This window comes from Kribbella swartbergensis (assembly GCF_054784135.1).
Map to the genome: position 1 here is coordinate 501,920 of NZ_BAAGPM010000017.1, position 25,412 is coordinate 527,331.

Genomic DNA, 25,412 nt, shown 5'->3' on the forward strand with positions numbered 1-25,412 from the left:
TCAAAGGCATCCGGAAAGGCTGCCGAACACTCCGGCGCGCAGCGACTTCGTGCGCTCGAAGGCGCCGCCGCGGTCGGTCTGGCGACCGTCGTCGGTGAAGCTGCTCGCGACGATCGCGGTCAGTGCTTCGTCCAGGTCGCCGGGGGACAGTTGGGAGTTGGGCAGGTCGCCCTGGGCCAGGTACGCAAGCCACGCGCCGGTGAAGCAGTCGCGCTGCAGTCCGGCCGGACGTCCGGTCGTCTGCAGGTCGGTCTGGCTCTGCGCGGCTTCCGCCCACGCCTCGCTGAGTACTGCGCCGGTGGCGAGATCGCCGATGCGCTCATGGGCGAGTTGGAGGTGTGAGTCCAGCCAGTCGATCGATCCGGTCGAGGCGCAGTACTGCGACAGGCCACTCTGCTCGAGGTCGCCGGGGCAGGCCGGCAGTTCGTCCTCACCGGTCGGGTTCAGGCTCGGTGCGTCGAAGGCCTCGCCGGGCCGGACCCGAGGTACGGCGGCGGACCAGAAGTCGTTCAAGGTCGCCGAGAGGAGCTCGACGGTTTCCGGATAGGGAAGGTTGCCACCGGTCAACGCCTCGGTCACCGTGCGGAACGGCAGCTCAGTGGAAACGACCCCCTGCTCCGGGAACCGTGCGCAGCGCTCGGCGCCGTTTTCGTAACCGGTCTGGAAGGCGTTGACCCGGTCGAACCCCAGACCGTGGGCCTGAGGGGCAGTGGCCGCGGTCCCTGGCTGGTCTCGCAGGGTCAGGATCGTCGCCACCGCGCTGTCCAGCGCGCCATCGGTCAGGGAGATCGGGTCGGCCGTCGAGGTCTCGGCGAAGCGGATCCAGGACCCGGCGAAGCAATCCGCCTGCAGCTCGAGGACGACAGAGGGCGCGTCGACGCCCGCGCGGGCCTGGATCGCGTGGCCCATCTCGTGCGCGAGGACGATCGCCGGCGCGCTACTGCCGAACTGCTGGTTCAGCCGGGGGAACAGCTCGGCAGCGTCCCACGCGATGTAGTCCTCGCGGGCGCCGCAGTAGAAGGCGTTGCCGCGCAGGTCGTCGTACGTCTGTGGCCGGCCGCCACAGGTGAAGGCCTCGCTCTGTGGGGTCTTGGCCTGGAAGCCACCGGCGAGTTCGACGAATTCCTGCTGGTAGACCTTCGGCATCTCGGCGGTCCAGTACTGGACCAGACTTCGCTGCGCCGCGGTGGTGACGTCGGTGCCAGGCGCGGCCGATCGCCCGACCGACACGTCGCCGGCAGCCTGCCCCTCGTCGTCCCGGCGTTGGTTCGACGCCAAGGCGACAATGGCAACCAGAGCCGCCACGACGACCAGGAGCACGAGACGCCCTGCGCCTGCCTCCGTGCGCTTCGACTCCACCACGGCGCGCCCTTTCAAGGAGGCAGTTAGGTCGAGCGGCCGGTGAGCCGGTCACGGAGGCGGTCGACCAGTCCGACACCGGGGCCGACGAGTTTGTGGAACAGCTCGGCGTTCGGCGCGGCCGGATGCGGCCTCGTCGGTGCGAGCTTCTTCGCCGTCTCGACCTTGTCCTTCAGCTCGACCAGCGTGGCGGCCGGAACGTGCTCCCGCAGTTGCGGGAACTGCTCGTCCTCCTCGTCCTGCACGTGGTCGCGGAGCACCTGCCGGAGGCTTCCCAGCGCATCGTCGAACTCGGCGCTGGTCGCATCCGCACCCTCCAGCTGCTTCATCAGCGTCTCGAGCTGCTTGTGTTCCTCGGTGTCGTGCTCGACCGCCTGCTCACCGTTCGGCAGGTGGTCGCGCATCGCGGGATAGACGTACATCTCCTCCGCGACCGAGTGCCGGACCAGTTCCGCGATCAGCTGGTCGGTGAGATCCCGGCGTTCGCCCGGGTCGACGGCGGCGGTGATCTGCACCACGAGATCCTCGACCTCGCGGTGGTCCGCGGTCAGGACGTCGATCACGTCCGGTTCGATGGTGCCGTCGGTGGAAGTCATCAGCTTCCCCCTCTTTCCGTTGGTGGTGGTGCCTGCAGGTACCCCGCCTCGAGCGGCGAAACCGCCGTACGGCGAGCAACCGGTGCGGACGACCTCGGCGGACGGGTTTTCCCGCGCCGGGAGTGGGAACCGCGCAAAGATGCCGAACCGTTTGGTGTGGGCGCCGGAGGCCGTGGCCGAACTCGACGCCGCCCTGTTCAGCGACGGGCCCGACGACGTCGACTGCCTGGTCCGGATGCTGGAGAACCGGCCGATGCCGACCGGCTGGGGCAGACCCGATCAAGATGAGGTCCTGGTCCTCCACGGCGGGGCTCTGGATGCCGTGTACCGCCTGGTCGGAGTGGGGACGACGCTCGAGATCCTCGAGCTCCGCAGGGGCGCGTGACCCTCAGGCGGCCAGTGTCGACTCCATGGTCGCCTGGTCGTCAGGCATGTCGCCGGTCGTCTCGGAGATCGCGAAACAACTTCCCTCGACCAGGGTGATGACCGGAGTGGTCACGCCGGCCCGGCCGGTGACCGGGGTCGCGAGTCCGGCCGGCCGGCCGGTCAGTCGGCGCCCATCACCAGGCCCTCGATGTCGTGCTTCTGGGTGATCGGCACGAGTTCGTCGACCACGCGGCAGTCGAGGTGGCGGCGTACGGACTCGGGCAGGGCGTCGTAGTAGTCCTGGGTGACCATCGGGTCGTGCAGGGCCGCATGCCCGGCGCCCGGCGCGTCCACGCCGAGGACGAGCACCGGCCGGGCGATCGGCGACAGGTGTTCGGTGCCGCGGTGGATGGTCAGGGCCGAGCGGGCGGAGATGTCGCCCATCTGGGGGTACTTCCGGACCCCTCGCTCGGCGTAGCGGGACCAGGCGTCCTTGGGCGGGAACATCTCGTGGTCCCAGTCGCGGCCGTCGTCCCACTGGGTGCCCTGGGCGATCTCGAACGGACCCATGTCCGAGGTGACGTCCACACCGGTCAGGTTGAACGCCAGCGAGGTGATCCGCCGGTCCCGGTAGGTCTCCGGTGGCGAAGGAAAGTCACGGTGCCACGGCTGGTTCCTGGCTCCCTGAAACGGTACGTCGAAGCCGATCTCGACAATCTCGTACTCGGGCCCCAGTACCGACTCGCAGATCCCGGTCACCCAGGGATGCGTGACCAGGTCGACGAAGCCGGAGATGTCCTGCGGGTGCACCTCGACGTACCAACGGCGAGGTCCGCGCCCGACCGCTCCGCCCGGGCGCTGGATCGCGGACCAGAAGGCATCCATCATGTCCTCGCGCATCTGCTCGACCCACTCGCGCGAGAACGCTCCCTTCAGCCCGGTGATCCCGTCGCGGTACAGGGCCTCCACATGTGCGGGCACGTCGTACGACGGGGGACGCTGTCCAACGGTACTGGTCACCTCGGCCTCCTCACCTGGAACTTCCAGCGAGCGTATGCCGCGCCGCCCGGAATCTGCAACGTTGGAAAACGCCGGTAGCCCTGAGCCCACGCGTGGTTACAGCAGCTGGGTGATCAGGCCGTAGTCGGCCGCCTCGGGTGCGGTGAGGACGCGCCCGGCGTCGAGGTCCGCGGCGACCTCGCCGGCGGTCCGGCCGGTGGCGCCGGCGATCAGGTCGTGCAGGCGGGCGACCTGGCGCTCGTGCTGCTCGGCGAGGGTGGCGAGTTCGGCGGCGGTGCCGTCGCCGGAGAAGCGGGGCGAGAGCAGGATGAACATGGTGTGCCGGTGCGCGGCGCGCTGCTGCGCGGCACACAGTACGGCGACCGCCGGGCCGCGAAGCGTCCCACGGGCCACGGCGTGGACGGGTGACTCGACGAGATCGATCGCCCCGGCCACTGCGAGCGAGGGCTCCAGCTCCGCCTCGGTGCAGGCCAGGTGCAGCGTGATCGGGGCGCTGTCCCGGGTGTCGAGGAGCAGCAGCTGGGCCGCGACGCGGTTCCCGGCCGAGTCGTCGAGGCGCCCTCCGACGACGATCACCCGTTGCTCGAGGAGTTGAGCGGCCAGGTCGCTCTCCAGCCCGGACGCGGCCGGTTCCAGCCACGACGGCAGCACCGGCTGCGACGGCGGCCATGTAGGCGGCCCTTTCGGTGGCCAAGGTGGTGGGATCTCGGGGCGCCCGGGTGGCCAGGTGCCGGCAGAACTCTGCAGAGACATGAGACCCTCCTGGGCTGCTCGACTCCACCAGCGTGCGCCGCGGATCCCTCGGGTGGAACGTCTCTCTGCTGACGGCAGACGTCGGCCTCCCCGGTTTGCGACCCGGGAAGGCCGACGCGGCCAGGTCAGGGGTTGGTGAGGACGACGAGTTGCCGGGTTGCCCGGGTCATCGCGACGTAGTGGTCGACGGCTCCCTCGATGTCGTCGCCGAACGAGTCCGGGTCGATGAGGACGACGAGGTCGAACTCGAGCCCCTTCGACAACTCGGGCGTCAGCCATCGGACCCGGGGGCTCGGATGGAGTTCCTCGCTGCCCTTGGCGGTGATGACGCAGGCCGTGCCCTCGGCGTACTCGGCGAGCCAGCTGTCGAGGACGGACTTGAGGTCCGCGGTGGACCCGTGGACGACCGGGACACCGCTGCTGCGGATGGACGTCGGCACGTTCGCGTCCGGCAGCACGGCCCGGATGACCGGCTCGGCTTCGGCCATCACCTCATCCGGTGTCCGGTAGTTGATGGTCAAGGTGGCCAGGTTGATCCGGTCGAGCCCGACGCGTTCGAGCCGTTCCTGCCACGACTCCGTGAACCCGTGCCGGGCCTGGGCCCGGTCCCCGACGATGGTGAAGCTCCGGGACGGGCATCGCTGCAGCAGCATCTGCCACTCCGCGTCGGTCAGTTCCTGCGCCTCGTCCACCACGATGTGCGCGAACGGCCCCGCGAGCCGATCCGGGTCGGCAGTGGCCACCCCGCTGCCGTCGACCAGGGCGTCGTGGAAGTCCTCACCCCGCAGCATCGTCACCAGGCCCGCGCCGTACTCGTCGTCGGCGGCTTCGATCAGGTTGTCGACGACGTCGGCCATGCGTTCGCGTTCGGCCGCCATCGCGGCCTTCTCCCGGCGCCGGCGCCGGGACGCCTCGGGATCGCCGAGTCGCTGCCGAGCCGCGTCCAGGAGCGGCAGGTCGGACACGGTCCAGGCCTGGGGGTCCGCGCGCTGCAGCTTGCGCACCTCGTCGGGGGTGAGCCAGGGCGCACACAGGCGCAGGTACGCCGGCACCGACCACAGATCACCGACCAGGTCGGCCGGTTCGATCAGCGGCCACGCCTTGCTGAAGGTGGCGCGCAGTTCCTCGTTCTGCTGCAGGGATCTGCGCAGCATCTCGGGTGAGATGTCCTCGTCCTCGTACTCCTCCTCGTGCTTGTCGACGAGGATCGTCAGCAGCTCCTCCCAGACCAGGTCGCGCGCCTCGTTGTGCGGCGTACCGGAGCCTCCGGCTGCGAACGCCTCGGCCCAGTCGGCCGGGTCGAGCCAGATCTCGGACCAGTGGGTCTCGACGATCAGTCCCTTGGTGGGTGGTTCTTCGTAGAGTCCGACGGCCGGCTCGATCGCCTTCACCATGGCGGCGGACGACTTCAGCAGGGCCACGTCCGGGTCGGGTTCCGGGCCGGCCTCGGCTCCCTCGGGCAGGAGGTCTCGCAGGGTGCAGGTCTGCACACCCTCCTCGCCGAGACTGGGAAGGACGTCGGAAACGTAGGCGAGATAGGGCTGGTGCGGACCGACGAACAGTACCCCGCCCCGGCGGTGACCGAGCCGTGGATCGGCGTACAGGAGGTAGGCGGTGCGGTGCAGCGCGACGACCGTCTTGCCGGTGCCCGGACCGCCGTCGACGACGAGCGCGCCGCGGGAGTCTGCGCGGATGATGGCGTCCTGGTCGGCCTGGATGGTGCCGAGCACGTCGCGCATCCGCGGCGACCGGCTGCTGCCCAGGCTGGCGATGAAGGCGGACTGGTCGTCGAGCGCGGCATGCCCTTCGAACCCGTCCGCGGTGAAGACCTCGTCCCAGTAGTCGGTGATCCGGCCCCGCTTCCAGCGGTATCTGCGGCGGCTCGCGAGCCCCATCGGGTTGGCGTGGGTCGCGCCGAAGAACGGCTCGGCGGCGGGGGAGCGCCAGTCGATCAGCAGCCGGCGCCCGTCGCTGTCGGTGAGGCCGAGGCGTCCGACGTACACGGGCTCGGGATCGTCCTCCTTGACGATGTGGCCGAGGCACAGGTCCAGGCCGAAGCGGCGCAGGGTGCGCAGCCGGGACGTGAGCCGGTGGACCTCCAGGTCCCGGTCCATCGCCTCCTGGCCGATGCCGCCGGGCGCCTTGCGCGCGGTCTCGAGACGCTCGGACAGCTCGGCGATCGACTGCTCCAGGGTCGCCGCGACGGCCGCGAAGTGCTGCTCGTCGCGGGCGATCAGCGCGGGGTCGGCCTTGGCGGTGAGGTGGTCGGGAAGGTCGAAGGCACTGGGGTTCGGTGAGTTCACGTGATGAGCTCCGGTACGAGATCGAGCGCGGGGCCGGGTCTGCCGGAGACACGGTGCGTCGAGCTGGGTTTTGGACGTGGCCGATCGCCTCCGGGGACGAGCTGTCTGCCCGGAGTCGATGGGGTCGGGTGGTTCGGGGTCCGCTGATCGGGAAACGCCGGCTTCGAACGACGATTCTGAGGCACGAACCGGGGCTTGCGGCAAGTCCCCCAGTGCGTTATAAGTTGATAGTGGCAAGGAGAGTTCGACTCCTTGCCCTTTTTGTTGCCGTGATGTTGCCGCGGACAACGGTCGTGCTCTCGTCCGTCGGGTGGCGGCAGACCTGCCGCGAGTACGACACCGCACCCCGCCCCGCTCGGTCGGCCCGGCGGGAGGGAGTGCGGCGGAGGGAGTTCGGGTCGGAGTGGGCGGGGCGTCAGTGGCCGGCGCGGAGGGCGGCGGCGAACTGCCGGCCGGGGGACGGGTCGACGCCGAAGCGTTCGGCGTACTGCTCGTGGATCTCCTCCCACTGCCGGTGGGCCTGCTCCTCGGACATGCTCTCGCCGGCCAGGTGCGGCTCGAGCCGCAGGAAGTAGGTCTCCCAGCCGGCCGCGGTCTGCGCCGAGAGTCCGCGGTCGTCGATGACGTGGGTGAAGACCAACCGGCAGCCGTCGCCTTCAGCGGTCAGGTCGAAGCTGTAGAACTGGCCGGCGAAGTTCCAGGCCAGTCGATGGGGCGGATCGACCTCGGTCACCTCGCCGCTCGCCCCACCGGCCTCGAACGTCTCGCCGACCGCCGGGGTCCAGTCCGCGGCGGCGGGGAACCAGCGCTCGAGCTCGGCCGGCACACTGACCGCCCGCCACACGCGCTCGACCGAGTGCGGAAGCGTGCGTTCAAAACGCAACGCCGGCCGCCCGTCGATCGTCTCCAGAGTTCCGTGGACGACAGGCCCTCTGCCTGCCGCGGGGGTTGCGTCGGTCATGGGGCCTCCCGGCCTGGACTGAGGAGCGGAGGGAGCGAAGCGAGTGGAGCGACGAGGGAAGGCCGGGAGTCAAAGCCCCGTGACCGGCCGCGCGGCAGCGCGGCAATGAGCACTGTCATGGGTTCTCCTTCAGGTGTTGTTCGAGGGCGTCGAGTCGTCTTGACCAGAACAGGCGATAGGGCTCCAGCCACTGGTCGACCTCGGCGAGGGGTTCGGGACGCAGCGCGTACAGACGCCGCTTGCCCTCGGCGCGCACCACCACGAGCCCAGCCTCCCGCAGCACCTTCAGGTGTTTGGACACACCGGGCTGACTGAGCTCGAGGCTCTCGACCAGTTCTCCGGCGGCCCGCTCACCCTCACGCAACAGGTCCAGGATCTGCCGCCGATGCGGCTCGGCCAGGGCGGCGTACGCGTTCATGCGCTCATATTACCAGATAGCTATATGAGACTCCAGGCCTGTACGCCCTGACCGCCAGGCCAGGTAATGGTTGCCGGGAGCAACAGACTTCAGGCGTCGAGGAGGCGGAGGGCTTCCTGGACGGAGTTGGTGACCGGTACGCCGGTGGTCTCGAGGGCAGCCGGGGCCATGGCGCCGGTGGTGACGAGGATGCACTCGGTGCCGGCGGCCTGGGCGGCGACGGCGTCGTCGACCACGTCGCCGATCAGTACGACGTCCGCCGGGTCGAGGCCCTGTGCCTCGAGATGCCGGACCAGGCTCTCGGTCTTGGAACCGCCGCCGACGTCACCGGCGAGGCCGTCGATGCGGGTGAAGTAGCCGGTGAGTCCGAAGTGCTCGATGGTGGGCACGAGTCGTGCGTGGAACCACATCGACAGCAGGGACTGGGTCCGGCCGCTGTCGGCCCAGCGCTGTAGCTCGGCCGGGACGCCGGCCGCGAGACCGCAGGTGTGCAGGAGGGCGTCGTACCGCTCGTGGTAGAGCTTGTCGACGCGGGCCCATTCCTCGTCGTCGAGCAGGCGCTCCAGGATCTGCTGGTAGGAGACCCGCATCGGCCGTGCGTACACCGCCTGCCACTCGGCCCAGGTCAGACCGGCCCGTCCGAAGTCCGCGCACACCGCGTTGACCGCGGTGAGTACGGCGTCGTTGTCGTTCAGTAGAGTGCCGTTCCAGTCCCACACAACATGCGAAATCACGGCGTAACTCTAAATTGCCGCTCCGGGTTGGCCCGCGGTGGCACTGGGTACGGGTGTCAGGGTGCTGGTTGCGAAGAGATACAGACTGGGTCCGTTGATCGGGCGAGGTGGCATGGGAGAGGTCTTCCGTGCCACCGACGAGCAATTGGGTCGCCCGGTCGCGGTCAAGTTGCTGCTGCCGACCGTACGCGACTCCAGGGCGGCCGAGCGGTTCCACCGCGAGGCGCGAGCCGCGGCGCGGCTGAGCGACCCGCACGTCGTGTCCGTGTACGACTTCGGCAACCACGGCGACGGCTTCTTCCTGGTGATGGAACTGGTCGAAGGGCGGACGGTCGCCGAGGAAGTCGCCGAGCACGGACCCCTACCGAAGGACCGCGCGATCGACATCGTCGAACAGGCCGCCGCCGGTCTGGCCGCCGCACACCGGGAGGACGTCGTCCATCGTGACGTGAAACCGGGCAACCTGCTGCTGGCGGCGGACGGGACCGTCAAGGTCGCGGACTTCGGTATCGCTCACCTGCCAGGTGACGGTACGACGACGCTCACGGCGGCCGGCCAGATCATCGGCAGCACGCACTATCTCGCGCCCGAGCGGGCGAAAGGCGGGCAGTCCGGCGAGGCAGCGGACGTGTACGCGCTGGGATGCGTGCTGTATCAGTTGGTGACCGGTCACCCGCCGTTCCAGGCGGAACACCCGACAGCGATCCTCTACCAGCACGTCGACACCGCTCCGGCGCCCCCGAGCCTGACCCGCCCCGAACTCGCTGGACCGTTCGAGGACGTTCTGCTCCGGATGCTCGCCAAGGATCCGGCCGACCGGCCGTCCGCCGCGGAGATCGCAGCCGGCGTCCTGCGTGCCCAGCCGCCCGCAGGTGCCCTCGGGCGCGCCGCGGCCGTTCCCGCCGCCGCAGCCGTTGCGGCTGCCGCGGCGGCTCCGAACGCCGACCCACCCGCGACCACCCCACTCGAGTCGCCCAACGGGCCGGGTACGAAGGCCCTGGTGGCCGGAGCGATCGCCGCCCTCGCGACAGCGGCGGCCGTGGCGGCCGTCGTCCTACTGAATGGCAACGAGCCGAAGCTGCCGCCGACGACCGACGTCGGGCCGCAGCCGGGCGTCAGCTCGGGTACGCCGGTCTCGACACCTTCCGCAACGGCAACGACATCCACCACTGACCCCACCCAGGCCGGCACCGAGACCCGGACGGCCCCAACCACATCGGCGCCGTCGCAGAGCGTCTCCCGGCAGCCGACTCCTACTCCGACGCCCAGCCCTACAGCTACCGGTACGCCCTCGCCGGGCACCGCGTCACCGACGCCCACCCAGAGCAGCGCCACGCCGAGCGTCCCCACCCAGGGGACGCCTTCGACGCAACCGTCGCCCTCGAACACGCCGACCGGCACCCCCACCACGACCACCCCGGCCACTGGCACTCCCTCGCCACAGGCAGCGGACTAGCCGGGCAGCGGACAGCACGCTGTACAGCGGGGTACTGGGGCCGCATGAACGGAAGCGGTGACGACGGGCGGCCGGAGCTGTTCGCGGACGGCGTGGACTTCTCGGAACCGCCGATGCTGGACGACCTCGACGGACTGGTCCGGTTCGTGCAGGACCACGACGGCGTCATGCTGCGGTACTCCAAGGGGCCGCGGGCGGACGCGGAGGGCGGACCGAGCCGCGACTACGAGGCGGATGTCGACCTTCCGGGGCTGTCGGCGACGACCGTCGAGCCGGAGCCGTGGTGGCCGCGTCCGCCGGAGGAGTGGATCGCGCGCCGCGTCTGCAAGTACGCCGAACTCGGCGAGGCGGAGGGTCGTTACCCGTGGCTTCTCACCGGTGACGTGGCAGGCTACGGCCCCGATCACGAGCCGCTGGTGATCCGCGTCCGGCCGTTGGCGCGGATCAGCACCAAAGCCCTGGACCAGGCCAAGACCCTCTACCAGCAACGCTTCGACGTCGGCCGAGGGTCCACCTGAGCGTGTGCTTCGCGTTGAGCGCCATGCCCGTCGCCAGAACGAGACCCGGCCCTCGAGCTTGGCTGCACTCGGCCTGGCCGAGGCATGCCCAACGCGAAGCGGCTCACACTCCAGTGGGCACCCGGAACCTGCTCACGTCAATGGCCCAGCGAAGTGGGCTCCGGAACGTCGACGTGGCGTGAGCGTACTCGAGCGGTACGTCGCCAGATCAGGTGGTCGAGGTCGACGCCGACCACCGCTTGGCCGAGGTCTGCGGCGTGACGCCGCATCGCGATGACGGTCGGGCCGTCGTACCAGACGATCTGCCATTGGCCGGACACGCCGGCCGACCGGCGAGCGCCCACGGTGACCCCGGAGCGGACTGTGAGTTGATGGACGAATCGGCAGAGCAGACGTGCGTCGCTATGGGGGCGGCTGATCCGAAGGACCGAGATGCTCATGGCGTTCCCGCTGTGTCGGGCGGCCGGATGGGCTTTTGTCCAACCCAGGGCGCCTCGTCCAGGTACCCAGCACCATGCGGCATCGAGGGCGGTACGAAAGACGGTCCGGCGCATCGGCGACTGAGTCGGTCGGGACCGGGTACCGACTTGCGGTGAGGCAAACGGAGGAGGGTCTTGTCGCCGGCCGTTACAGGCTTGGTGAGGTGCTCGGGCGCGGTGGGATGGGGGAGGTCTATCGGGCGACCGACGAGGTGCTGGGCCGGCAGCTCGCGGTCAAGCTGATGCTGCCGGTTCCGCGGACGCTCGCCGCGTCGGAGCGCTTCCTGCGCGAGGCGCGGGCGACAGCGAGGATCCGAAGCCCCCATGTGGTCGCCGCCTACGACTTCGGCCGGTATCACGACGGCTACTACCTCGCGATGGAGCTGGTCAGCGGTCACACGGTGGCCGAGGAACTGAAGCGCAATGGCCTGTTCGCACCGGAGCGCGCCCAGGACGTCGTCAGGCAGGCCGCTGCTGGGTTGGCAGCTGCCCATCAAGAGGGAATCGTCCACCGGGACGTCAAGCCCGGGAACCTGTTGCTGACCGAGGACGGCACGGTGAAAGTCGCGGACTTCGGGATCGTGAGGTTCGTCCATGACACGACCACGACCCTGACTGCGACTGGTCAGATCGTCGGAACCAGTCACTACCTCTCACCGGAGCGGGCGATGGGCAAGCCGGCGGAACCGGCTTCCGACGTCTACTCGCTCGGCTGTGTGCTCTATCAGCTGATGACCGGCCATCCGCCGTTCACGGCCGACACGCCGGCGTCGATCATGTACCAGCACGTGCAGGACGACCCGGTGCCACCGAGCGCCCTTCGGCCGGAGCTGGCGAGTGAGCTCGAGGCCCTCATCTTCTGGATGCTCGACAAGGATCCGGCCCGCCGGCCGACGGCAGCCCAGGTCGCCGACGGCGTACCACCGGTCATTGCGGGCTCGGACGACGAGACGACGACGTTGCCGGTACGCCGGATCACTTCGAAGCCAGTGCTCGCCGGACTCGCCGCGACCTGCGCGTTGGTGGTGTCGGCGACAGTCGGCTTCTTGCTCGAGACCAGGGGAGTCGAGGTCCCGGCGACCAACGAGTTGGTTCCGGGGAACGGAACGGCGACGACACCGGCGGTGGTACCCGGTACGCCGGCCACCTCGAGGCCGGCCCCTCCGCCGACGCGTCGACCGACGACCTCCACCCCATCCGCCCGGGAATCATCCGGCAACTCCGGGCCCGGCAACTCCGAGGCCGAGGAGAAGTCCGGCCCGGACAAGGGCGAGAAGAAGTCCGGGAAGCCGGACAAGGACTCCGGTAAGTCGAACAAGGCGAAGCGCTGACGCACCGGGGAATCTCGGCGAACTGCTCCCGGAGCGCGAGGGGGTGGCTCCGGGAGCAGGGCGGCCACCGAGAGGGAACAGCATCGGCTGCGGCCGTCACCGGCCTGGTACCCAGGCGCGGGCCCGGGCAGTCGGCACGCTGCGAAATCCCCGAAAGAATTGAATTCGAAATGGCTTTTGCGGGCATCCGATTGAAATGATCGTTTAGTTGAACCGATGCGTAATGCGGTCGTTGATTCGCTGAAAGTATGCGACCTTGATGTCGTTTTGTTGCAAACGGCGTTGGGTACCGCGTCCCTATCGCATTTCGGAACGGGGGAGGGTCGTAGGGAGGATCCATGGGAATCGGCGTATCCGTATTCCTGCTCGCCGTGGGCGGAGTACTGGCGTTCGCTGTGGCGGATCGGCTCAGCGGCGTGGACCTGACCGCGGTCGGGTGGGTGCTGATGGGCGCCGGCGCGATCGGCCTGGCCGTCGCGCTGCTGTTCGCGAACCAGCGAAGCAGAACGACGCACACCTCCGTCCAGGAGCGCCGTGACATCCGTGACTGAACCGGTCTGGAGCGATGATGCCTGATTCACGCAAGCCGCCCGACGCCCGCGAGTTGTTGCTGGACGCGTTGCTCGACAAGGTGGCGGACGAACGCTTTCCGTCCATCACGATGCTCGACCTGATCGAGTCGCTGCTGGAGCCCGACGAGGTCCCGATCTACGCCGGGGTCCTGGTGCGCAAGGTCCGCGAGGAGAACTACCCGAGCATTCCGATGCTCCGGCGGATCGCCGCCTTGGCCCAGTGATCCGGCTCCGGTCCAGGACCGCCGCTGTTCGTTGCCGAATGCCACTCGGAGAACTCCTTCGAGGTGGCACTACCACTCTGTAGGGAGAGTCCATGAACACCACCGCAAAGGTGGCGGCTGCCGTCGCGAGCGGTTATCTGCTCGGCCGCACCAAGAAGCTCAGGCTGGCGATCACCGTCGGTGGCTTGCTGGCCGGCAAGCGGATCGCGACGGATCCGCGTGCGATCGTGCAGCAACTCGCGACCGTCGTCGAGCAGAACCCCGAGCTGTCGAAGCTGTCCGACCAGGTCCGCGGCAGGCTTGTGACCGCGGGCCGCGAGGCCGCGGTGGCGGCGGCGAGCAACAGGCTCAACCGGGTGAGCGACTCGATCAAGGATCGTACGGACCGGATGCTCGCCGCGGGCAAGGGCGGTGAGGACTCCGGGGAGTCCCAGGAGTCCGAGGATCGCGAGGAGCGTCCGAAGCGTCGTAGAAGGCCTCGTGGCGGCGTGACTGCCCGCAGGAGCTCCGACCAGGACGACAGTGGTGGCGAGTCGAGCGACACCGACCAGCCCGACCGGGGCTCGTCCGGCGGCGGAGGCAGTCGGTCCGAGAGTGGACGCAGCCGGACGGAGACTGGACGCAGCCGATCGGAGAGTGGGCGCGGCCGGTCCGGCGGAGGCGAACGGTCCGGCGGAGGCGATCGGTCCAGCGGCGGCGGCGAACGGCGTTCCGGCGGTGGCGAACGGCGCACCGGCGGTGGCGACAGCCGCGGCGGCTCGGCCGCGAAGAAGACCGCGGCGAAGGCTGCGAGCGGCGGCTCCGGTTCGTCGTCCTCGGGGTCGTCGTCCTCGGGTTCCGGCTCGTCCTCGGATTCCGGTGCGCGCAAGTCGGCCGGCGCCAAGAAGTCCTCCGCGTCGACGGCCAAGAAGAGCACGTCGCCGGCCAAGAAGACGGCCGCCAAGACCACCGCGAAGAAGGCCCCCGCGAAGAAGGCCCCCGCGAAGAAGGCCACGGCCAAGAAGTCGTCGCCGCCGCGGAAGACCGCGGCCAAGAAGACCGCCGCGAAGAAGACCGCGGCCAAGAAGAGCACGAGTAAGTCGACGAGCGGATCCTCGGCGAGGAAGCGCGGGTGACCGACATGGCCGAACGATCGGGCTCTCAATCGGGCCCTCAATCGGGCACTGAAGACCGCAACGGCTTCAAGTCCATCATCGACGAACTTCCGGTCGACCGGTTGAAGAGCGAACTGCAGAACGCGCTCTCGGCCGCCACCCAACGCACTGCTGAGGCAGCCGCCGGGAAGATCTCGGATCTGACCGACCGGCTGGGCGATGTCGCCGCGGGGGGCGGTGTCGCCGGCAAGGCGCTCGCCGGCGGAGGCAAGGCGGCGATGTCGGGACGATCACCCCTGATGGGTGCATTGAAAGGCGGGGTCATGGGAGCCGTTGACAAGGCGAAGGACGCCGCTTCCGGAGGTTCGGGCGGCAAGCAGCGCACGAAGGTCACGACCATCATCGAGACGATCGATGTCGGCGTACCGATCGAGGTCGCCTACAACCAGTGGACGCAGTTCCAGGAGTTCTCCGGCTTCATGAAGAAGGTCGAGAACGTCGAGCAGAAGTCCGACGAGAAGGTCGACTTCAAGGCCAAGATCCTCTGGTCGCACCGGACCTGGGAGGCGACCATCCTCGAGCAGGTGCCCGAGGAGAAGATCGTCTGGCGCTCCAAGGGGGAGAAGGGCCACGTCGACGGCTCGGTGACGTTCCACGAGCTCGCTCCCAACCTGACGCGCATTCTCGTCGTCCTCGAGTACTACCCGCAGGGCCTGTTCGAGCGGGTCGGCAACATCTGGCGTGCGCAGGGCCGCCGGGCCCGCGTGGAGCTCAAGCAGTTCCAGCGCCACGTGATGACGAACGTCATCCTCCATCCCGACGAGGTCGACGGCTGGCGCGGCGAGATCCGCGACTCGCGGGTGGTGCGCACCGACGAGGAGGCCTCCGAGGACGAGGAGTACGACGAGGACTCGGCCGGCGAGGAAGAGCCGGCTGACGAGGACGAGTACGACGAAGAGGACGAGTACGAGGACGAGGGCGAAGAGGAAGAGCAGCCCGAGGACGAGTACGACGAGGACGAAGAGTCCGCCGACGAGGAAGAACCCGCCGATGAGGAAGAGCCCACCGACGAGGTAGAGCCGGCCGACGAGGACGAGTACGACGAGGAAGACGAGTACGAGGACGAGGGCGAAGAGGAAGACCAGCCCGAGGACGAGTACGAGGAAGAAGAAGAGTCCGCCGACGAGGAAGAACCCGCCGATGAGGAAGAGCCCACCGACGAGGTAGAGCCGGCCGACGAGGACGAGTACGAGGAAGAAGACGAGTACGAGGACGAGGGCGAAGAGGAAGACCAGCCCGAGGACGAGTACGACGAGGAAGAAGAGGCGGCCGGCGACGAAGAGTCCGCCGACGCGGACGAGTACGACGAGGAAGACGAGTACGAGGACGAGGGCGAAGAGGAAGACCAGCCCGAGGACGAGTACGACGAGGAAGAAGAGCCCGCGGACGAGGACGAGGACGAGTACGAGGACGAAGAGCCCGCGGACGAGGACGAAGACGAGTACGAGGACGAGTACGACGAGGACGAGGAGTACGAGGAAGAACCCGACGAGCGGCCCCGGCGCCGCGCGAGTTGAGCCACCGCAGTCGACTGGAAGGTAGACCCATGACCGTCGCGGCCACAGGCCAACGCCGATCCGGCGGATATCTGGAAAGGCCCGCACCGAGCAGTCTCGCGGACGTCATCGACAGCATCCTCGACAAAGGACTGGTCATCGATGCCTACGTCCGGGTTTCCCTGGTCGGTATCGAACTCCTGACCATCGACGCCCGGATCGTCGTGGCCAGCGTTGACACCTACCTGCGCTTCGCGGAGGCCACCAACCGCCTCGACCTGTACGAGAAGAGCAAGGATCTCCCGGAGATGATCGGGGAGATCACCGAGCAGGGCGCGTCCGGCAAGACCCGCGGTCTCCTGTCCGGCGCGAAGGAGGCACTGCTCGGCTCGGGCTCCGACGAGGACCGCCGCAGCAGTGACCAGGACGAGGACGAGCGCGAGTACGAGGAAGCGCGTCCGCGTCGCCGGCCGGCCAAGAAGGCCGCCGCTCGCCGCCGGAGGACCGAGGAGTGACGGTGACCACGCCGAGCGACGTCGGCCTCGGGTGTTACCTGTACGGCATCGTGGCCGCGGACCTCGTCGTCCCGACGGACCTCAAGGGCGTCGACGACCAGGTCGTCAGCCTGATCCCGTACGGCGACGTCGCCGCGGTCACCAGTCTGCTGGACACCGAGCGAACCCTGGCCGGGCGGGAGGACCTGCTGGCCCACAGCCGCGTGCTCGACGCGCTGGCGGCGCTGGGGCCGGTCATTCCCGTCCGTTTCGGGTCGGTGCTGGAGAATCGCGACGCGGTCATGGCCGAGCTGCTGGAGCCGAGCCATGACCGGTTCCACGCGATGCTGGAGGACCTGGCAGGCCATTCGCAGTTCACCGTCCGCGCGCGGTACGACGAACGGCAGATCCTGAGTGAGGTCGTGGCGGAGAACCCCGAGATCGCTCAGTTGCGGGAAGCCACCCGGGAGCAGCCCGACGACTCGTCGTACGGCGAGCGCGTGCGGCTGGGCGAGTTGGTGGCCCGGGCGCTGGAACGGAAGAGCGCCGAGGACGGGCAGACGCTGCTGGCCGAGCTCGAACGCCACGCCGCGGCGGTGAACATCCGCGAAAGTGCCGGCCTGGACCGGTTGCTCGACGTCGCGCTGCTGATCGAGGACAGCCGACGCGCGGAGTTCGAGCAGGCGGTGGAGGAGTTGGCCGAGGCGTTCGCCGGGCGGGCGCAGCTGAAGCTGGTCGGCCCGACCGCGCCGTACGACTTCGTGGAAGCGGAGGAGTGATGGGCCTGATGACGAGCCTCCTGACTCTGCCGCTCACACCGGTTCGGATGACCGTCGCCCTGGCAGAGCAGATCCGGCGACAGGCCGAGAACGAGTACTACGACCCGGCCCGGATCCGCCTGCAGCTCGAGCAGATCGACGCGCTCAGGGAGAGCGGGGAGATCGACCCGGACGACGCCGCCGCGCTCGAGGATGAGCTGCTCGGCCGGCTGCTGGCCGCCAATGCCCGCCGACGTGGGGAGACCTGATCTGCATGGCAACTCCGCGCAAGTCGACCGAACGCCGTACCCCGTCCAAGAGCACGTCGCAACGCCGTACGTCGAAGGGCACCTCGGAACGCCGGGCGCCGGCCGAGCGCAAGGCTCCGGATCGCGCGTCGCAGGACGGGCAGGCCGATCCGCCGAAGTCGCTGCGCTCGATCGCGGTGTCCGCCGCCAGGGAACTGTCTCAGCTGATCGGCCAGGTGCCCGAAGGCATCGTCGGGGTCGAGAAGCACGACGACGGCTGGCGGGTGCTGGTCGAGGTGGTCGAGTCACGCCGGATCCCGGAGACGACGGACATCCTCGCCGTGTACGAGGTCGATGTCGACCGCGACGGCGCGGTGACCGGCTACCGGCGGGCGGACCGCTACGTCCGTGGGCGGATCCAGGAGTGAGGGAGACGCGATGACCGAACCGACGATCTCGTCCCGCCGGCCGGCCATGGACCGGTACGGGTTCGCGTCCGCGGCTCCCCGGCCGGAGGGCCTGGCCGACATCCTCGAGCGGGTGCTCGACAAGGGCATCATCATCGCCGGTGACATCAGGGTGAACCTGCTCGACATCGAACTCCTGACCGTCAAGATCCGCCTGCTCGTGGTGTCCGTCGACAAGGCGATGGAGATGGGCATCGACTGGTGGACCCGTGATCCGATGCTGTCCAACGACGCCCAGGAACTGGCGGACGAGAACCGCAAGCTCCGGGAGCGGGTCGAGGAGCTGGAGCGCGACCGTGAGTGACACCGGAACGTATGTCTACGCGGTCGGCCGGAACCTCGACGACGGAGCGCTCGCCATGCTCGAAGGAGTCAGCGACGCGCCGGTCAGGACGATCAAGCATCGCGATCTGACCGCCGTGGTGAGCACCGTCGACCTGACCGAGTACGGCGAGTCCGCGCTGCGGCAGAACCTGGAAAGCCTCGCGTGGGTGGAGAAGACCGCACGCCGGCACGACGAGATCGTGCGGCGAGCGGCCGCCATCACCACCGCGCTCGCACCGTTCCGCCTGGTCACGATCTATCGATCGGACGACGCCGCGTGCGACCGGATCGAGGAGTTGTACGACGATCTGGTGCTGGCCCTCGACCGGATCGACCGGCGCAGCGAATGGAGCGTGAAGGCCTTCAGCCGCGTGCAGTCGATGCCGTCGGCACCTGTCGAGGCCGAGGCGGCCGGCTCCGGTGTCGCCTATCTGGAGCGACGCCGGGCCGAGATCCGCGGCCGGCAGGCAGCGGCCGCGGATCAGCAGGCGCTCGCGGACCAGCTGTTCTGGGACCTCGTGCCCGGTGCGGCCGCGACCCGGCGCCTCGCCCCGCAGGACCAGCGACTCACCGGCCGCCGGGAGACGATGGCCCTCAACGCGACGTTCCTCGTCGACGACGACCGCAGTACCGAGTTCTTCGAGCTGGTCAGCGAACTGCGGACCAAGTACCCGTCGTTCGACATCGAGGTGAACGGCCCCTGGCCGCCGTACTCCTTCGCCGTCCTGGACAACCCATGACCGTCGAGACCGTGGGCACCGAGCCCAGCCTGGTGGATCTGTTGGACAGGCTGCTGGGCAAGGGTGTCGTCATCTCCGGGGACGTGGTCATCTCACTGGCGGACGTCGACCTGGTGCGCATCCAGCTGTCGGCCGTCATCCAATCGGTGCGCAAGGAGCTGACTCCCTATGACTGAACCCCTGCTGCCGCTCACCGAGCGGATCGAGGCGAACGCGGACAACGTCGAGCGCGAACTGCTGAAGCTCGTGCTGACGATCGTGGAACTGGTCCGCCAGCTGATGGAGCGCCAGGCGATTCGGCGGATGGACCAGGGCGACCTCAGTGCGACACAGGTCGAGGAACTCGGCCTCGGCCTGATGCGACTCGACGAAGCCATGACCGCTCTGCGGGAGCAGTTCGGCCTGAGTGCGGCGGACCTGAACATCGACCTGGGCCCGCTCGGTTCACTCCTCCCGGAACAAGGGCGTGGCTGATGGTTGCCCCTACTGCGCGGCACCGTCAGGCAGACCCGGCTGTTTGGACGTGATGATCATGAAATTCCTTCGAGGCATCGCGGCAGCGCTCGTGTGGCTGCTCGCGACGGTCGTGATGATCGTGGCGGCCCTGTTGTGCGTCACGCTGATCCTGCTGCCGCTCGGGATCCCGCTGATGGCGCTCGGGCTTCGGATGTACGGGTACGGCGTACAGCTGATGGTGCCACGGGCTCCCGAGGTGAAGCGCGGCGTGCGCAAGGGCATGGGGTTGCGAGCCCACGGCAGCGTCTCGGGTGACGTCAAGCGAGCCCGCAAGCGGGGCAAGAAGTCCGGCCGCAAGCTGCGGAAGAAGGCCGGCGGCATGGTCGGCGGCATGGTTGGCGACATGGTCGGCGACGCCGGAAAGGCGGCCGGCCGGGGCCGGAAGAGGCTGGCCGGCGTCTTCCACAGCTGATTGGAGGCTGATCATGAAGATCGTCATGCGACTGGTGGTCAACGCCGTCGCGCTCGCCGTCGCCGCCTGGCTGCTCGCCGACATCACCATCAGCGGTGCGAGCACCACCCGGAGGGTCGTCACGCTGGTTGCGGTGGCGGCGATCTTCGGGATCGTCAACGCGTTCGTCAAACCGCTGGCGACGATCCTGTCACTGCCGTTCATCGTCCTGACGCTCGGGCTGCTGATCTTCGTCATCAATGCATTGATGCTGCTGCTGACGTCCTGGATCAGCGACGGGCTCGACGTACCGTTCGAAGTCGAAGGGTTCGGAACCGCCCTGCTCGGCGCACTGATCATCACGGTGGTCAGTTGGCTGGTGAACGTCTTCCTGCCGGACCGACTCGAAACAGATTGACCTCCAACCGCTGCCCGCAGTCAGCTGGGGAGACGTCGGGTTGATCGAAGGGAACCGAAACGATGGACCTGACCCAATCATGGAACGACGCGGTCGGTGCGGTGATCACCTTCCTGCCGAAGTTCGCCCTGTTCCTGGTCATCCTGCTGATCGGATGGCTCATCGCCAAGGCACTGCGCAAGATCGTCGACGTCGTGCTCGGCCGGGTCGGATTCGACCGGGCCGTCGAGCGTGGCGGCGTCGGCCGGGCGCTCGAGCAGTCCAAGTACGACGCCAGCGGTCTCATCGCGGCCCTGGTGTACTACGCCGTGCTGCTGATCGCGCTGCAGTTCGCCTTCGGCGTCTTCGGCCCGAACCCCGTCAGCAACCTGCTCGCGTCGATCGTCGCATGGCTCCCGCGAGCGGTGGTCGCGATCGTCATCGTGGTCGTCGCGGCCGCGATCGCCAACGCTCTGCGGGACCTGGTCGGCAGTGCGCTGTCGGCCCTGAGCTACGGTCAACTCGTGGCGAAGGCCGTGCAGATCTTCGTGATCGCGCTGGGCGTCATCGCCGCGCTGAACCAGATCGGCGTCGCCACCGCGGTCACCACCCCGGTGCTGATCGCCGTCCTGGCCACTGTCGGCGGCGTCATCGTCGTCGGCATGGGCGGCGGGATGATCCGCCCGATGCAGCAACGATGGGAACGCTGGCTGGACCGGGCCGAACAGGACTTCCCGAACGCCCGTGCGCGTGAGGAGGCCTACCAGCGCGGGCGCGAGGACGCCGAACGCAGTCAATGGCAGCGCGAGCCGAGTGAGTCGTCGGCCCGCACACCGAGTGAGTCGTCGGCCCGCACACCGAGTGAATCGTCGGCCCGCACACCGAGTGAGCCGTCGGCAGGGGTGACCGGGGGACTCATGGGCGACCAGGGCCGGACCACGAGCCCGCCACCGCCACCGCCGAGGAGCGACATCTGACGATCCGCTGATACCGGTCCTCGAGCGCTTGGGCGGAGCGCTCGAGGACCTTTCACAACGTCATCTGATCGAGCACGTCAGGGCGATGGTGGTACGTCGGGAAGGCGAGACCGACCGTGGCCAGGACGCGGATGGTCACCCAGTCGGGGATGTCCGGGCTCCGCCACCCCTGCTCGCCGGCGGCGTCGAGCACACCGCGCGCGTAGGCGGCGAGTTCGACCGGGCCGGCTCGTCCCGCCGTCAGCCCGAGGATGTCGCGGACGGCTGCCGCATGCTGATCGATGGCAGCTTGGAGCGCCGGTTCGAAGGAACCGAGGCCGGGAACGAGCCGGTCGCGCAACCGCGCGAGTTCTCGTCGTGCGCTCGCCTCCTGCAGGGGCCTCAACCACGTCATGCCTCCGTAGGCTACGGATCCGTCCCGGCGGCCGGAAGCCGTGTTCGGCTCGCGGGCGCCCGGACCGGACGTTGGCCGCTATGCGGTCACCGAGGCCGGGCGGTGTCACTCGGGTGGTCGTACGCCGCGCGGCGAATGCCCGGTGAATTTCGCGGGTACCGAAGGCCCAGAGACCGCAGGCGGGAAGGAGTTGTCATGCCGCGGAAGCGGTTGGGCGAGAAGGTGGGCGACAAGCTCGAGGAGGGGCTCGAGCAAGCGATGGCCGGCGTCAAGGACCTGGCCACCAAGGCTGGTGTCGGCTCTGGGGACGACACCGGATCATCGACGCGCAAGAAGGCGACTCGGACCCGCACGAGCACCGCGGGCCGAACTCGCGAAGGAGCCGTCGGCCGGACCCGCGAAGCGGCCGGCCGGGTCCGCGAAGAAGTCGGGGGCCGGACCCGCGGCCGTGCCGGTGCGACCGGCCGCACGAAGGACGAGCTGTACGCCGACGCCGCACGACTCGGGATCAAGGGTCGTTCGAGGATGACGAAGGCCGAGCTCGAGAAGGCCGTCCGTCGAGGCTGACGAACCGGTCCACAGAGGCGGTGCCCGGCCGGGCGCCGCCTCTTTCGCTGCGCGGCTCGTCCAGCCGAAGACGGTTTTTGCGTCTCGACATTACGCATTCGACCCTCTCAGCGTGACTATTTCCTCACCGGAAGTCACGCGACTTGATTGTTTTGCTGAATAGCGGACCGGTGCGAATTTCAATCGAAAATCCCGGCGCCTCGTCATTGCACGGTTTCTGCGAACGGGTCGAGACTCGAAGGACCGGAACCTGCAGAACGGAGCCCGCCATGACCACCCCTCCGCAGCCGGAGGTCTGCCCGATTCTTCACCTCGAGCTCGGTCCGTTGGACCTGAACCTGCTGGGCCTGCGCGTGCAGCTGAACCAGGTCGTTCTCGATGTGACCGCGATCCCCGGACCCGGCAACCTGCTGGGGAACCTGCTGTGCGCGATCGCCGGGCTGCTCGACGGCGTCGATCTGAACGGGGTCCTCGGTGACCTGCTCCGCAACCTGATCGACGCGCTCATCCGTCTCCTGCAGGGGCTCGGCGGTGGATCGCCGGCCGGTGGCAGACCGCCGACTCCCGTCCAGCCGTGACATGAACGCGGAGCAGGATCCGAATTCGTCGCTCGACGACGCCCGCGTCGGAGCTGTGCTGTCCGGCTTGGAAGACCTCAAAGCACAGCTTCAGGCGGCCGGTCGATCGGAGCTGTCTGCTCCCGAACTCCAGCGATCGATGGCGGCCTTCTGGCATGATCACGGGCCGGTACTGCACCAGGTGAAAAACGCCGTCCTGGAATCCCTGCGCATTCAAGCGCTCGAACTGGCGTATGAATGGCGTCGACAACTGGATCAGGCGCTGGCTGCCCGTGCCGGGCAGCATCCGCGGCGGCCGGATGCCTAGGCTCCGTGGTGGATGACGACGGGTCTGCCCCGGTCAGCGCCGTACGGCTCGGTCCTGGCCAGTTTCTCCTCGACGTCGCGGACGTCGGGCACGGGCTGACCTTCTCCGTCGAGGGCCGCACCTTCAGGGTCGTCTCCACTCCGTTGGCCGCGAACGCGGGGAACTACCTGGTGACGGTCCGGGAGATCGAAGGCCCGGACCAGGGACGCCAGCTGACCGTGCAGCTCCGCCTGGGTCGCAGCGAGCCTGACGGCGCGTGATCGGCCTGTTCCCTGTACGTGGAGGCCCGCGTGACCGACCCTGGCTGAAGGAAGCAGATGAACTGCTGACCACGGAGGTGCGCGATGGCGGTTGAGCTGAAGACTGCGCCGACAGGGGTGCGGTCGATGAGCGGTGTGATCCACAAGCGAAGCCCCTTCTCTGTCGCGGAGACCGTACTGCGGCTGACAGCCGCGATCCGGAACGCCGGTAACACACCCTTCTTCGTCGTGGACCACAGCGGTGAGGCGCACCGGGCCGGGACGGAACTGCGCGACACGAAGCTCGTCGGCTTCGGCGACCCCGCGCTGAACGCGACGATCATCGCCGCGGCGCCGCTCGCGGCACTCGATCTGCCGCTCCGGGTGCTGGTCTGGCGCGACGACAACGAGACCGTCTGGATGACCTACCTCGATCCCACCTGGTGGGCCAAGCGCCACCGCCTGGCCCCTGAACTCGTCGAACCCCTGACAGCCTTGGAGCAACTGACCACCCAGGCCGCGAACACCGAGAGCTAAACGTTGCCGCCGGCCCGATTCCGCCGGCGGATCAGTCGTTTGACCAGCGGGACCAGTGCGGCCGCGGCGATCATCGTCAGGCTGACCAGGGAGGCGTACCGGTCGACCAGCAGGACGAGGTCGACCCCGCGCTGACCGGATTTGTAGCCGACAGCAACGACCACGCCGGTCATGAGTGCCGCGCCGGCCAGATCGAGGAGGAGGAAGGTGAGCAGCCGCATCCCGGCCCAGCCTGCCATCGCGTAGACGACCGCTGTCGGGACGCCGGGCAGCAGCGCGAAGACGACGGCGGCCCGGAGGATCCAGGGGTTCAGTTCGGTGGCCCGGGCAGCGAAGCGGTGAGCGCGCTCGCTGGTGGTGAACATCCTGACGATGCCGAGCCCCCACTGGCGGCCGGTCCACCAGGTGAGCCAGTCGAACTTCACCATGCCGGCGGCGCCGGCGACGACGACCAGCCACAACGGTGCCTCGCCGATCCGGGCGAAGGCCGCCGCCGCCCCGATCGCGGTCAGATCGCCGGTGAGGAACTCGAGCATCACCGGGTGGGAGGCGAGCAGAAACGGCTTCAGCGGCCGCATGGCCACCCCGATCGCGACCACCCCGAGGATCGCCCCCATCAGCCCCAGGTCGAGACGGGTGGCGCGCCCTTCCCACGGCACGAACCGGCGCCATGTTGTGCTCATGACTGCCCCTCAGAGTTTTCTCAAACAGTGCTGTTCGAGTTAGTGTAGCGCATTACTCGTACAATGGTGTTCGAGTTCTGAAGGAGGCGCGACCGCCCGCGGGGATGTCGAGGAGCTGGGTGATGCCGCGCTCGGCGACGTACGGGCCGCTCGATGCATCCACAACCGGTTCGACTACTGCAGCGGTTCGTTGGGTGCGCTGAGGCCGCGGGCGGTGCGTTGTAGTGCGGCGGTGTCGTCGTTCGAGCGCCACCGGACGACGGCCGCGCGGTCGGTCCTGGACCGTACGGCGGCTTGGAGGTGGTCGATCTCGTCGACGTTCGTGACGAGCAGTACGCCGACAGCGTCGCGCGTGCCCGAGACGTCCGATTCGACCGTCGAGACATCGAGATGGACCGAGCGATCGGGTGCCCAGCGAACGACGATGCGGAGTTGGAGTTCGTCGATCCAGTACGTCGGCCGGCGCGGCTGCCAGTCGGCGTCCGGGCTCGGAGGACCGACCTCGGGGAACGCCTGCCGGACCGCGTCGTTCAGGGCTTCTCGGTAGGCAGCGGGACTGCGGTCCTCGGGACCGAACGTGACACGGTGCAGGCCGACCTCCTCCGGCAGGCGGCCGGTGACGGCGGCCACCGCGACGACCGCTCCGACCAGCAAGGCTCCCAGAGCGGTCAGATCGCTGGCGCCGCGGAAGGCGAGCAGGATCCCCACCGCGACGAGCGCGATCCCGCCGAGGCCGAGGCCGACCCTGGTACCGGCCCGCAAATCCGCCGCCACGACACTCACTTCCCTCTGTCACCTCCATGATCACTCTTCGCGGACCGGTTTTCACGCCACGTGTCAATACCGTTCCCGCGGAATTTTCCGCGCCGAATCCGCGCCCGGGCCGGCGGCGGCTGATCACCGGGGGTGTGGGCGGGGTGCGGGCGGCCGCGCGCGCTGTTTCCCTCAACGCGCGCGGCCTCGGCAGCAACTTCCCGCGCGGAACGCACTGACCTTGCTCCTCGGTGCCCGTTCCGGTTGCGCGCACACGTCGATCGCCGCAATCGGTACCGGCT

The 25,412-nt window shown here is 68.8% G+C and carries 36 protein-coding genes; 24 read left to right on the plus strand and 12 right to left on the minus strand.

Translation table 11 applies throughout. From position 1 onward, the window contains the following. Together ACYVOK_RS14235 and ACYVOK_RS14240 are read right to left on the minus strand one after the other, a co-directional pair. A complete protein-coding gene (locus ACYVOK_RS14235; RefSeq protein WP_460662851.1) occupies window positions 1-1,362 on the minus strand; it encodes a neutral zinc metallopeptidase in 1,362 nt (453 codons plus the stop codon). Window positions 1,363-1,385: 23 nt separating this feature from the next. Beyond that, a complete protein-coding gene (locus ACYVOK_RS14240; protein WP_460662852.1) occupies window positions 1,386-1,955 on the minus strand; it encodes a hemerythrin domain-containing protein in 570 nt (189 codons plus the stop codon). A gap of 139 nt (window positions 1,956-2,094) precedes the next feature. Between ACYVOK_RS14240 and ACYVOK_RS14245 the strand changes: the two genes are divergently transcribed. After that, window positions 2,095-2,340 carry a hypothetical protein gene (locus ACYVOK_RS14245; protein ID WP_460662853.1) on the plus strand — a complete coding sequence of 82 codons (246 nt, stop codon included), beginning with the start codon at window positions 2,095-2,097 and terminating at the stop codon, window positions 2,338-2,340. 161 nt (window positions 2,341-2,501) lie between these two features. Here the strand turns inward: ACYVOK_RS14245 and ACYVOK_RS14250 are convergent, their stop codons facing one another. From ACYVOK_RS14250 to ACYVOK_RS14275, 6 genes are all read right to left on the minus strand, one after another. After that, a complete protein-coding gene (locus ACYVOK_RS14250) occupies window positions 2,502-3,341 on the minus strand; it encodes a phytanoyl-CoA dioxygenase family protein (RefSeq protein WP_460662854.1) in 840 nt (279 codons plus the stop codon). 96 nt (window positions 3,342-3,437) lie between these two features. Continuing rightward, the gene (locus ACYVOK_RS14255) at window positions 3,438-4,094 is read right to left on the minus strand and encodes an ATP-dependent Clp protease proteolytic subunit (RefSeq protein ID WP_460662855.1); all 657 of its coding nucleotides are present in this window, start codon (window positions 4,092-4,094) and stop codon (window positions 3,438-3,440) included. Between the two features lie 125 nt (window positions 4,095-4,219). Beyond that, window positions 4,220-6,397, minus strand: coding sequence for an RNA polymerase recycling motor ATPase HelR (gene helR / locus ACYVOK_RS14260; RefSeq protein ID WP_460662856.1), 2,178 nt, complete (start codon window positions 6,395-6,397; stop codon window positions 4,220-4,222). A 415-nt stretch (window positions 6,398-6,812) separates the two neighbouring features. Further along, window positions 6,813-7,358 (minus strand): SRPBCC domain-containing protein, encoded by a 546-nt coding sequence (locus ACYVOK_RS14265; RefSeq protein WP_460662857.1) that lies wholly within the window; start codon window positions 7,356-7,358, stop codon window positions 6,813-6,815. Window positions 7,359-7,473: 115 nt separating this feature from the next. Beyond that, complete coding sequence (locus ACYVOK_RS14270; RefSeq protein WP_460662858.1) at window positions 7,474-7,776, minus strand: ArsR/SmtB family transcription factor; 303 nt, start codon at window positions 7,774-7,776, stop codon at window positions 7,474-7,476. An 89-nt stretch (window positions 7,777-7,865) separates the two neighbouring features. Continuing rightward, a complete protein-coding gene (locus tag ACYVOK_RS14275) occupies window positions 7,866-8,510 on the minus strand; it encodes an HAD family hydrolase (RefSeq protein ID WP_460662859.1) in 645 nt (214 codons plus the stop codon). A 61-nt stretch (window positions 8,511-8,571) separates the two neighbouring features. On the opposite strand from ACYVOK_RS14275, the gene ACYVOK_RS14280 reads away from it, so the two are divergent. Both ACYVOK_RS14280 and ACYVOK_RS14285 read left to right on the plus strand, forming a co-directional pair. After that, window positions 8,572-9,966 (plus strand): serine/threonine-protein kinase, encoded by a 1,395-nt coding sequence (locus ACYVOK_RS14280; protein ID WP_460662860.1) that lies wholly within the window; start codon window positions 8,572-8,574, stop codon window positions 9,964-9,966. Between the two features lie 44 nt (window positions 9,967-10,010). Beyond that, window positions 10,011-10,484 (plus strand): DUF6098 family protein, encoded by a 474-nt coding sequence (locus ACYVOK_RS14285; protein WP_460662861.1) that lies wholly within the window; start codon window positions 10,011-10,013, stop codon window positions 10,482-10,484. Between the two features lie 137 nt (window positions 10,485-10,621). Here ACYVOK_RS14285 and ACYVOK_RS14290 read toward each other — a convergent pair whose 3' ends face one another. Further along, window positions 10,622-10,924, minus strand: coding sequence for a hypothetical protein (locus ACYVOK_RS14290; protein WP_460662862.1), 303 nt, complete (start codon window positions 10,922-10,924; stop codon window positions 10,622-10,624). A gap of 152 nt (window positions 10,925-11,076) precedes the next feature. Between ACYVOK_RS14290 and ACYVOK_RS14295 the strand changes: the two genes are divergently transcribed. The 16 genes from ACYVOK_RS14295 (at window position 11,077) to ACYVOK_RS14370 (ending at window position 21,052) form a co-directional block, all read left to right on the plus strand. Beyond that, window positions 11,077-12,294 carry a serine/threonine-protein kinase gene (locus tag ACYVOK_RS14295; protein ID WP_460662863.1) on the plus strand — a complete coding sequence of 406 codons (1,218 nt, stop codon included), beginning with the start codon at window positions 11,077-11,079 and terminating at the stop codon, window positions 12,292-12,294. Window positions 12,295-12,632: 338 nt separating this feature from the next. Next, entirely contained in the window at window positions 12,633-12,845 is a 213-nt protein-coding gene (locus ACYVOK_RS14300; protein WP_460662864.1) for a DUF6458 family protein, read from the plus strand. 17 nt (window positions 12,846-12,862) lie between these two features. Further along, a complete protein-coding gene (locus tag ACYVOK_RS14305) occupies window positions 12,863-13,090 on the plus strand; it encodes a hypothetical protein (protein WP_460662865.1) in 228 nt (75 codons plus the stop codon). A gap of 92 nt (window positions 13,091-13,182) precedes the next feature. Further along, window positions 13,183-14,205 carry a hypothetical protein gene (locus tag ACYVOK_RS14310; protein WP_460662866.1) on the plus strand — a complete coding sequence of 341 codons (1,023 nt, stop codon included), beginning with the start codon at window positions 13,183-13,185 and terminating at the stop codon, window positions 14,203-14,205. A 5-nt stretch (window positions 14,206-14,210) separates the two neighbouring features. Next, entirely contained in the window at window positions 14,211-15,761 is a 1,551-nt protein-coding gene (locus ACYVOK_RS14315; RefSeq protein WP_460662867.1) for an SRPBCC family protein, read from the plus strand. 29 nt (window positions 15,762-15,790) lie between these two features. Continuing rightward, window positions 15,791-16,255, plus strand: a complete 465-nt coding sequence (gvpJ, locus tag ACYVOK_RS14320; RefSeq protein WP_460662868.1) for a gas vesicle protein GvpJ — start codon at window positions 15,791-15,793, stop codon at window positions 16,253-16,255. 2 nt (window positions 16,256-16,257) lie between these two features. Then, window positions 16,258-17,013, plus strand: coding sequence for a GvpL/GvpF family gas vesicle protein (locus tag ACYVOK_RS14325; RefSeq protein ID WP_460662869.1), 756 nt, complete (start codon window positions 16,258-16,260; stop codon window positions 17,011-17,013). A gap of 8 nt (window positions 17,014-17,021) precedes the next feature. Continuing rightward, a complete protein-coding gene (locus ACYVOK_RS14330; protein WP_460662870.1) occupies window positions 17,022-17,261 on the plus strand; it encodes a gas vesicle protein GvpG in 240 nt (79 codons plus the stop codon). 5 nt (window positions 17,262-17,266) lie between these two features. Further along, complete coding sequence (locus ACYVOK_RS14335) at window positions 17,267-17,668, plus strand: gas vesicle protein GvpO (protein ID WP_460662871.1); 402 nt, start codon at window positions 17,267-17,269, stop codon at window positions 17,666-17,668. A gap of 10 nt (window positions 17,669-17,678) precedes the next feature. Next, the gene (locus tag ACYVOK_RS14340) at window positions 17,679-18,011 is read left to right on the plus strand and encodes a gas vesicle protein (protein WP_460662872.1); all 333 of its coding nucleotides are present in this window, start codon (window positions 17,679-17,681) and stop codon (window positions 18,009-18,011) included. Continuing rightward, entirely contained in the window at window positions 18,004-18,771 is a 768-nt protein-coding gene (locus ACYVOK_RS14345; protein WP_460662873.1) for a GvpL/GvpF family gas vesicle protein, read from the plus strand. Before ACYVOK_RS14340 ends, ACYVOK_RS14345 begins: the two co-directional genes overlap by 8 nt. After that, window positions 18,768-18,947, plus strand: a complete 180-nt coding sequence (locus ACYVOK_RS14350) for a gas vesicle protein (RefSeq protein WP_460662874.1) — start codon at window positions 18,768-18,770, stop codon at window positions 18,945-18,947. Before ACYVOK_RS14345 ends, ACYVOK_RS14350 begins: the two co-directional genes overlap by 4 nt. Continuing rightward, entirely contained in the window at window positions 18,940-19,245 is a 306-nt protein-coding gene (locus tag ACYVOK_RS14355; protein ID WP_460662875.1) for a gas vesicle protein K, read from the plus strand. Before ACYVOK_RS14350 ends, ACYVOK_RS14355 begins: the two co-directional genes overlap by 8 nt. Window positions 19,246-19,303: 58 nt before the next feature. Next, complete coding sequence (locus tag ACYVOK_RS14360) at window positions 19,304-19,699, plus strand: hypothetical protein (RefSeq protein WP_460662876.1); 396 nt, start codon at window positions 19,304-19,306, stop codon at window positions 19,697-19,699. Between the two features lie 13 nt (window positions 19,700-19,712). Continuing rightward, the gene (locus tag ACYVOK_RS14365; protein WP_460662877.1) at window positions 19,713-20,096 is read left to right on the plus strand and encodes a phage holin family protein; all 384 of its coding nucleotides are present in this window, start codon (window positions 19,713-19,715) and stop codon (window positions 20,094-20,096) included. A gap of 62 nt (window positions 20,097-20,158) precedes the next feature. Next, a complete protein-coding gene (locus ACYVOK_RS14370) occupies window positions 20,159-21,052 on the plus strand; it encodes a membrane protein (RefSeq protein ID WP_460662878.1) in 894 nt (297 codons plus the stop codon). Window positions 21,053-21,104: 52 nt separating this feature from the next. On the opposite strand, the gene ACYVOK_RS14375 is transcribed toward ACYVOK_RS14370, so the two are convergent. Beyond that, window positions 21,105-21,446: a DUF6401 family natural product biosynthesis protein gene (locus ACYVOK_RS14375; protein WP_460662879.1), complete on the minus strand. Its 342-nt coding sequence runs from the start codon at window positions 21,444-21,446 to the stop codon at window positions 21,105-21,107. Between the two features lie 195 nt (window positions 21,447-21,641). Here ACYVOK_RS14375 and ACYVOK_RS14380 point away from each other — a divergent pair, with 195 nt between their 5' ends. From ACYVOK_RS14380 to ACYVOK_RS14400, 5 genes are all read left to right on the plus strand, one after another. Further along, on the plus strand, window positions 21,642-22,013 hold the full coding sequence (locus tag ACYVOK_RS14380) for a hypothetical protein (RefSeq protein WP_460662880.1): 372 nt from the start codon (window positions 21,642-21,644) through the stop codon (window positions 22,011-22,013). Between the two features lie 269 nt (window positions 22,014-22,282). Continuing rightward, window positions 22,283-22,591: a hypothetical protein gene (locus ACYVOK_RS14385; RefSeq protein WP_460662881.1), complete on the plus strand. Its 309-nt coding sequence runs from the start codon at window positions 22,283-22,285 to the stop codon at window positions 22,589-22,591. A 1-nt stretch (window position 22,592) separates the two neighbouring features. Further along, complete coding sequence (locus ACYVOK_RS14390; RefSeq protein WP_460662882.1) at window positions 22,593-22,898, plus strand: hypothetical protein; 306 nt, start codon at window positions 22,593-22,595, stop codon at window positions 22,896-22,898. A gap of 8 nt (window positions 22,899-22,906) precedes the next feature. Next, window positions 22,907-23,158, plus strand: a complete 252-nt coding sequence (locus tag ACYVOK_RS14395; RefSeq protein WP_460662883.1) for a hypothetical protein — start codon at window positions 22,907-22,909, stop codon at window positions 23,156-23,158. A gap of 84 nt (window positions 23,159-23,242) precedes the next feature. Then, window positions 23,243-23,674, plus strand: coding sequence for a DUF302 domain-containing protein (locus ACYVOK_RS14400; protein WP_460662884.1), 432 nt, complete (start codon window positions 23,243-23,245; stop codon window positions 23,672-23,674). Here ACYVOK_RS14400 and ACYVOK_RS14405 read toward each other — a convergent pair. After that, the gene (locus ACYVOK_RS14405) at window positions 23,671-24,357 is read right to left on the minus strand and encodes a VTT domain-containing protein (RefSeq protein ID WP_460662885.1); all 687 of its coding nucleotides are present in this window, start codon (window positions 24,355-24,357) and stop codon (window positions 23,671-23,673) included. The genes ACYVOK_RS14400 and ACYVOK_RS14405 overlap by 4 nt on opposite strands. Before the next feature lie 174 nt (window positions 24,358-24,531). Beyond that, window positions 24,532-25,140, minus strand: a complete 609-nt coding sequence (locus ACYVOK_RS14410) for a hypothetical protein (protein WP_460662886.1) — start codon at window positions 25,138-25,140, stop codon at window positions 24,532-24,534. Window positions 25,141-25,412 lie beyond the last annotated feature (272 nt).